This window comes from Photorhabdus tasmaniensis (assembly GCF_011189505.1).
Lineage (GTDB): Bacteria > Pseudomonadota > Gammaproteobacteria > Enterobacterales > Enterobacteriaceae > Photorhabdus > Photorhabdus tasmaniensis.
Window position 1 is genome coordinate 1 of the sequence record NZ_PUJU01000087.1, and the last position, 7,993, is coordinate 7,993.

General features: G+C 44.3%; 7 protein-coding genes. All 7 read left to right on the plus strand.

What is annotated here, in order from left to right:
- The first annotated feature begins 344 nt into the window (after positions 1 to 344).
- From C5471_RS22140 to C5471_RS22170, 7 genes are read left to right on the plus strand one after another with little or no spacing between them, the layout of a single operon-like run.
- Positions 345 to 1,322 (plus strand): iron-containing redox enzyme family protein, encoded by a 978-nt coding sequence (locus tag C5471_RS22140; RefSeq protein ID WP_133815558.1) that lies wholly within the window; start codon positions 345 to 347, stop codon positions 1,320 to 1,322.
- 18 nt (positions 1,323 to 1,340) lie between these two features.
- Positions 1,341 to 2,327, plus strand: coding sequence for a thiaminase II/PqqC family protein (locus C5471_RS22145; RefSeq protein ID WP_133815559.1), 987 nt, complete (start codon positions 1,341 to 1,343; stop codon positions 2,325 to 2,327).
- A 9-nt stretch (positions 2,328 to 2,336) separates the two neighbouring features.
- A complete protein-coding gene (locus C5471_RS22150) occupies positions 2,337 to 3,752 on the plus strand; it encodes an iron-containing redox enzyme family protein (RefSeq protein WP_133815560.1) in 1,416 nt (471 codons plus the stop codon).
- Positions 3,749 to 4,999, plus strand: a complete 1,251-nt coding sequence (locus C5471_RS22155) for an aminotransferase class III-fold pyridoxal phosphate-dependent enzyme (protein WP_166296436.1) — start codon at positions 3,749 to 3,751, stop codon at positions 4,997 to 4,999. Before C5471_RS22150 ends, C5471_RS22155 begins: the two co-directional genes overlap by 4 nt.
- Before the next feature lie 7 nt (positions 5,000 to 5,006).
- Entirely contained in the window at positions 5,007 to 6,143 is a 1,137-nt protein-coding gene (locus C5471_RS22160; protein ID WP_166296439.1) for an ATP-grasp domain-containing protein, read from the plus strand.
- Positions 6,144 to 7,355, plus strand: coding sequence for an MFS transporter (locus tag C5471_RS22165; RefSeq protein ID WP_133815563.1), 1,212 nt, complete (start codon positions 6,144 to 6,146; stop codon positions 7,353 to 7,355). It begins immediately after the preceding gene.
- A gap of 43 nt (positions 7,356 to 7,398) precedes the next feature.
- Positions 7,399 to 7,851 carry a GNAT family N-acetyltransferase gene (locus tag C5471_RS22170; protein ID WP_133815564.1) on the plus strand — a complete coding sequence of 151 codons (453 nt, stop codon included), beginning with the start codon at positions 7,399 to 7,401 and terminating at the stop codon, positions 7,849 to 7,851.
- Positions 7,852 to 7,993: the final 142 nt, after the last annotated feature.

A 7,993-nucleotide genomic window follows, 5' to 3' on the forward strand; every position in this document is an offset into this window, starting at 1 on the left:
CCAAAATTCATCAAAATGAGTGTTGCAAAAACGAGGGTGACCATAGATTTTATGCTCTCGTCATGTCTATGGCAAATTTATTTGTTGCTAGAATGTGAATGACTTGTTAGTTTAATTTGTGCATTCTCACTAAATAGAATGCATCACCCTTAAATTTCTTGAATGTAATGGAGCAAGTCATGGACAAGCAAGTGAACAGTATTCCGAATACCTCTACCAAGCAGAAAGCCAAAGTTGTTATCAAACCGAAAAGTGATCGCCCAATTCTGATGGCTGCGCATCTGTAAACATTCCAAAACAGTCAGCTGATCGGCTGACTGTTTTTATTTCAGGCAGAGAAACTTATGGAAAACAATTACGCTATCTCGGGTCGTTTGGAACAAACTGATTCAGGTTTTGTATTCAATGATAAAGATTTATGCTTCACTGTCGAAAATCTGTCGGGAGACCTGAGCACCTGGAACGCAGTAATCGATGAATGTGATGGGACGACTCCGTTGAAAAAAATCCTGGAAAAACACCCAGGAATTTGCAACGAAGAAGTTACAGAATTTCTCGATGCTTTGATAGAAAATAAAAGCGGTTATGTCAATGATTCTGGAGAAAAGTTCATCTCTGGTGATGAGGCTATCTTGCTCTTAGAAGATCTCCAAGCCAGTCTATTGTATTCAACGCTTTACCAAAATAAGTTCTGGCAAGCGATGCAATCACCGAAAGAAGTACCCAAAAAAGTCTATTACGGTATGGCCATTGAAAACTATCACTTTTTATTCCGTGAAAGTTGGTTTGACTCACCGGTTCTTAGCTATTTACCCTCAACCAAAGCAAGACTCATTATGAATGAGTTTTACGGTGAAGAGTATGGACATGATGAACTTATTCTCAATGCATTAAATCACCTCGATATTTCCAGAGAAGATATGGCAGAAACGCTACCATTGCCAGAAACTTTAGCACTCTGTAATGCACTTGCCTACTGGTCTGCAAATGACCCGCTGTTTTTCTTCAGTACTATGGGTATCCTTGAAGGGAAGGATATAAAGGTCGATAGCTATATTCTTGCAATGGAAAATAGCGGAAAAATTTCGCCGGAATTTATTAAACCGATCAAGGCACATGCCAATATAAATATTGAAGCCGAGCATGGGATACTGACCCGTGAGCTCTTTCACGAAATCTCTGTCGTCCGAAACGACCAGATGAAAAGTATGATTGCTAACACCCGTCTATTTGTTGAATTATATGATAATTTCCACAGTGCTGTTTGGAATTATTATTCAAATGACAATCAACCTTTACTTCGTCGCTTATCCAATATTTAAATGTAAACGGAGTTCGTCATGCAGACCTCACCCCAGCGTTTCACTACTCCACGTTTTCGTAATGGCGTGTCATATACTCGCCATGGAGAAGAGCATCATATTGACTACCGTCAGCAAAGTGTGGTGCTTACTTTGGAACAGAATGATAACTCGCTAGATGATTTTCTTTTAGACCTACAAAAGGGAGGGAAAACACTGGCTGAGCTGAAATCTGCTTACCCAACATTATCGGACGAAATCGAGGATCTCATCGTCCAGTTTGATAACCACTATCTTTTAACAGAAAGTCACTACCCAATTATCAGTGATACTTTGTCAGGTAAGCAATTCGCTAACCAACTGAAACGCTATTCTCTCGCATGGCATGCACGATTGGGTACTTCTTCGCTCTACGTTGCAATGAGTGAGGGACGGGCTACCCGTTCTCAACTTATTGGTTTTGCCATTGAATATTATCATATTGTCAAGGCTGCACCTTCGATTATAGCGCCAGCAATGTCTCATAAATGCCCCGACCCCATTTTCCAAGGAATAAAACGACTTTTTCTTGAAGAACACGATCATGAGACCTTGTTACTCAAAGCGCTCTCTGCTGCAGGGATCTCAGAGGGGAAAGTGAAGGAAACCACACCACTTTCTAGTACGTTCTCTGTTTACTGCACTCTTGGGACATTTGGGCGCCAACATCTTCTGAGCTTTATCTCCGCACTATTTTTGTTCGAAGAACCTTATCCAGAATTCAATTTGCTGTTTGTAAAAACCTGCAAAGCACTAGATCTTCCTGAAGGATTCTGGAAACCGATAGTCGGGCATTCAGCCGTCAATGAAGAAGGTGGACATCATCTGATTACTGATGAATTGCTGGGGCATATTTCAGCCATATCGGCGGAAGAGGCTCTCGTCACATTGGTGCATATCATGACGTTATTGGAAACCATGAAGATATGGGATGCCCAAATCTGCAGCACCTACGAATCCGATCTGGAATTACGAATTTTCGCGTGAGGAATCATCATGGAACAGTGGAGCCTAAGCCATTATGTCAAGCCAGTATTATATGCCCCGATACTGGTAAAAAATGCTCAGGGGATGATTGAGATTGGTGAAAACTATCCTGAGTTGGAAATTACCAGTGGTGAACCAGATAAATTATTAGGATTACTCAAATCATTGAGTGAAGGATGTCCGAATAGCTGGGAAACAATGCGTCATGTGCTTGAAGACAGTGACGAACAGCAAGTGCTGGACGTATTGCATGAATATGGATTTATACGGGAAACATCACCAGAACATACACTGGCCAAGAAACAGGTTCTTATCGAGAAAGTTCTCGACGAGGCACTCGATACACTTAGTCCTTGGGAAATTGCCCTGTGCATACCGGCGACAGAGCTTTTGACGTTTAGCAACAGTCTCAAAAATGCAGATATCACGGATATTCTAGCTCATGAAAATAACGCGTTTCTTCTGTATGGGAAAGTTGCGTTACTGTCGTGGGAGCAGCTGTGTCCTCCAGCAGTGAATGTGACACATCAATTACTTTCACGTTTGACTGGTAGCGATAATATTGAACCAAACATTGACCTTACCGCTTTTTGGGCCGGTGAGGTTCGTAAGTGCCTGTCTGTTATCACTTGGTCATTAGTCAGGAGCCTAGATGGAGATTCAACCCGTAAAGAATTTCCAAAATTGCTGATCGAAGCACCTGACTCTGGAACAAACTTGGCTCTGCGGTTGGAAAGGTGGGCAAAAGATTCGCTGGAAAGTTTCGGACCTGCCAAGTTCGCCCCTGCTTTGCGGACTAATGAACATGGTGCTCAGCAGACGCTCATCCAGGCCGTGTATGCGCAAGAATATTATATTACAGAGCGCTTTATCGATTTGGTATCGAATGCCATGGCACTCCGTTTACCTCGCCCTCTCAAGAGGCTTCTCCGCCGCTACTACAGCGAAGAAATGGGGCATGAATCTTATGAACTGCGAACTTGTCTTGCTTTGGGCTTAGATGAGGATGAAATACATAGTGCTATCCCGACGCCTTGTGCCCAACTACTTTGTGATACCTATACCTGGCTTGCTGGCAATCACGTTATTGCCTATGCCGCTGCGGCCACGATAACTGAAGGACTACCTGGTCAGCCAAACATCATCAATGAGGCGGTGGCAAACTCAGGCGTTTTTGCTGAGGAAGTGAACGAAAATTCACGCAAACATGAGGCACTAAACGAAAAGCTCTTCCACCCCTATATTTCCCGTCTTCTCCTTGCCGAATGTGGAGAACAGAGTGTGAAGACACAGCAGATAGCACGCGACTGTTATGGATTGCTGCTGGAAATGACCTGGCGCACGTGGGAGGAGTTGGAAAAGCTGCATGTTACAATGAATCGGCCCGCCTTAAACTTTGCCATGAAGGATTTTTTGCATTCATGAGCACCTTGCTGAAGGACTACTCACACTATGTAAACCAAGGATGGGCGGACACCCTAGATGCGCTCGGAACCGTACCGATTTTTGTCAAAGCCCAAGGTGATCGTCTGTACGACACTGAGGATAATGTCTGGTTTGACTTCATCGGTCACTATGGCGCAACGCTGTTTGGCCACAATTTTGAACCTTTGACTAGGGCATTAAAACGCGCATTAGATGCACAACTCCCGGCAGGGGCTCCCTTAGGGATCACGACCTTAGCTCCAAACCTGGCAAAAACTCTCATCGAACGTCTACAACTTAGAGGAAATTGGAACAATTGGACCCTTTCCACTGGCGCTGAGGCCGTAGAAGCGGCATTGAAAATTGCCGTATCCTCGACAGGTCGCCGAAAAATATTGGTTCGTCGGGGCGCATTTCACGGACTTACAGCATTTACTTTGCAGCTAAACGATCGAACATTCTGGCGCAAAGGCTATGAGGTATTGACGGAAAGCGTCCTTGTGGACTTTTTTGATGATGTTGATGAGGGGAACCAATTACTTGCCAGCGAACACTATGCGGCTTTGTTGGTTGAGCCTGTACAGGCCATTGCTGGGGGGCGAATCCTAAATGCTGATGAAGCGGATCGTCTACGCACCGGTTGTACGCGTTACGGGTCGTTATTTATCACCGATGAAGTTTTTAGTGGTATGGGGCGCTGTGGTGACTACAGCGCTATGCAAGCTTTAGGTTGGCGCGTTGAGCCAGATATTATCCTGTTATCTAAGACACTGACTGGAGGTCTGATCCCATCAGCTCAGTTAGTTGTCCGACAAGCGCTATTTAATGCGTTCACGTGCCGGCCAGGCTGTTCAAAACTGCTATCATCTACCTTTTCTGGTAATCCACTGGGGCACAGCGTCGCACTTGAAGTTCTCGCTCACCTGGAACCTGTGCTTTCAGATCCTGAGGGCAATTTACCCCAGGCACATTTTACTGCCCAGTTGAGCGAACTTGCAAAAGCATACCCAACTTCTTTAGTAAACGTTCTGTCGCTGACAAACCTGCATTTTCTACGTTTCACCACTGCTGATTTAGCAAGTGAAGTTTGGCGTTACCTGCATGCCAATCAAATATTGACAACGATCTGTAGTCATCAGCCCGATACTTTGAAGCTTATTTGTGCGTTGGGCCAAACTACGGAGTCGCAAGATCGTCTGTATGAAGTTATTGAATACGTTTGTGAAGAGGCATCCAATGCTGGATAAAAAACATATGCTTCTATTGGGCCCAACTGACGATTATTTCAGAAAAGCACTCGACTGCAACATAGAGATCACTATTCTGACAGAAGTGTCACGGGTTACAGTATTTCAATACGAGCATGCCCGAAAAGTATTATTGATCCGTTTTGATGATTTCCCCGCCTTATTACTGGCGGCTGGGGATGAACATATTCTCCGAGCCTTTGATTTTGTCATTTCGTTCACAGAATATGGTATGGAACCTGCAGCAGTCATTGCCGCCACCCTACAAATTCCGGGGCCTCCTCTGCGTTGTTCACTGATTTGCCGTGACAAGCTTCGTACACGTCAGGCTTTGGCATCCACCCCAGCCAACAATGTGCTCTTCAGCAAAGCAGAAAGTCCGGCGAAAGTGGAAGCCTTCATTCTCGAACATCAGTTACCGGTGGTTCTGAAACCACGGTTCGCAACCGGCAGTCAACAAGTCTCGATCCTGAGCCATTCCGATGAACTATCACCAGAACTAGGTGAAGAATGGATGGTGGAAAGTTTTGCGCCAGGACAGGAGTATAGCTGCGAGACATTCACGGTTAACGGTCAGCATCATCTAGTTGCGGTTACGGAAAAAAAACTGGGCGGTACGTCCGGTGTTGTAGAGATCGGGCATTGTATACATGCCAATATGCCGAATGATCCTGAGCTGCGGGACTGGGTGTTCACTGTGCTTGACCATATTGGTATGACCGATGGCGTAGGTCATATTGAAGTTAAGATGGATGGCAATATTCTATACCTGATCGAATGCCATAACCGCCCGGGCGGTGATCGGATATGGCAGTTGGTCGAGTTGGCAACGGGGTTTGATATGATAAAAGCTTGCATAAAGTTATTTGCCAATCAGGCCGTATCGTTCCTCGCAGATTATGGCCGCTGCGCAGCGATTACTTATTTCCAATTCCCTGCTGGAGATGTCGAATCATACCAACATCCGTTTGACTCTCCACCAGAATGGGTACGTTGGCACGAATGGATACTTCATAAAGGGATGCAAATCCCTCAATTGACTGATTCTTTCCACCGTCATGGGGGATTCATTGTTGATGCAGACACGCCCCAAGAACTTGAATGGCGAATATTGCAAATACTATCTCTGACGAAGGTATTATAAATGTCCATTTTACTTGAAATTCGTCAATTCTGTCCTAACACCCGAAAGGTGTTATTTGTTCAATGGCTGACATCCATTGGTTATTTTTCTGTTATTCCATTTCTAGTGGTTTACTTAGTACGTCATCAGCATCTTTCAGCCGAATTCGCAACCTTACAGCTCTCTCTCTTTCTGGTTGGGCAGTATGGAGCAACATTCCTCGGCGGTTTAATGACGGATAGAATCAGCGCTAATTTCACCATGAAATGTGGCCTGGCTCTTCAAATAACGACATATCTAATGTTCCTGATTACTGAACCCGTGCACTGGATCATCTGTTGTTTGAGTCTCAGCATTGGTATCAGCAAAGGATTATTTACTCCAGCGGCCAAGGCGTTAGTCGCTAAGGTATCGGTCGGAAGCAATAAAGTGCTATTGTTTTCATTTCGCAGCACAGTAAACAACATTGGTGTTGCTATCGGTAGCAGTATTGGCGGATTTTTTATGGACGCAGACAGCGCCAGCTTTTTTCTAACCGCAGCCGCCAGTCAACTTATCGCATTAGCGTTATTGTTTACACTGAAAATTCAGCAGTCGGTGGCTACTCAGTTAAATACTGAAGGATATTCTGGCTCAGCTGGCACAAAGCAAACACTCGTCTACCTCAGTAAAAAACCGGCCTTCCTGGCTACCTGCATACTGTATATTGCCTTCAATTTTATCTACATGCAGCTTGAGAGTTCTTTCCCACTTTTTGCCTCGCAACAATGGGGACCGATGGCAGTATCTGCGCTTTTTATTGCCAATGCCGCGGTTGTCATACTATTACAGGTTATTGTGAATGTCTGGCTGAACAAATGGCTATCACATTGGTGGACAATGGGGGCTGGTTTTCTGGCTTTTACCCTCTGCTTTAGTGGAATGGGCATGGCAACTGAAATATGGACATTTGTCGTTCTTATCGCTTGTTATACTTTAGGAGAAATTACTATCGATCCAACAATCGATGCCATCACAAGTGAACATGTTCCTGGCGGTCTGTTAGGCACAGCTTATGGTGTACTCGGGATTGCTGGTCTGATCGGTGGAGTGGTTGGAAATTCTGTTGTTGGTCATTTTTTAGGAAGCAATGTCGATAGTCCACAGGGATTATGGACACTTTGTGGAATAATCGCCGTTATATCTCTAGTGATGGCGTTGTTTTTCTCGCAGCAAAAGATATTAACAGGCTAGTTTGAAACGGAAACCTTTTGATAATCAGAGGTGGAATAAGAATATGAAAAATATTCATACCTGGCAGTACCAAAATTATAATATCACCACAAATTCTGAACAGTTTGATATCAAGGCTATTCATAGTTATTTAACCCGCTCAACCTGGGCTGAAGGAATTGACATTGATACAGTAAGACAAAGTATATGCAACAGCCTTTGTTTTGGACTCTTTGATAGTAATAAGCAAATTGGTTTCGCTCGTGTGGTTACCGATAGCACTACATTTGGCTATCTCTGTGATGTCTATGTTTTGGAAGAGTGGCAACAACTGAAACTAGGACGTTGGCTTATGGAATGTTGCCAGTCTCATCCTGTCATGACACGCCTACGAAGGATTATGTTAGTCACATCTACAGCTCCGTGGCTATACGAAAAAATGGGATACACCCCAGTGAATCGTGAGAATTTTGTCTGGCAAATTGTCAGGCCTGACGTTTACCGACAACCCAAATAGCCATTTTTCACTAGAGCACAGGCTATTCGCTTCCATAAAGTGACGAAACTTTATACGGGTCTGAAGCCCAACCGTACTATAAGGAGAGCATAAAATCTATGGTCACCCTCGTTTTTGCAACACTCATTTTGATGAATTTTGT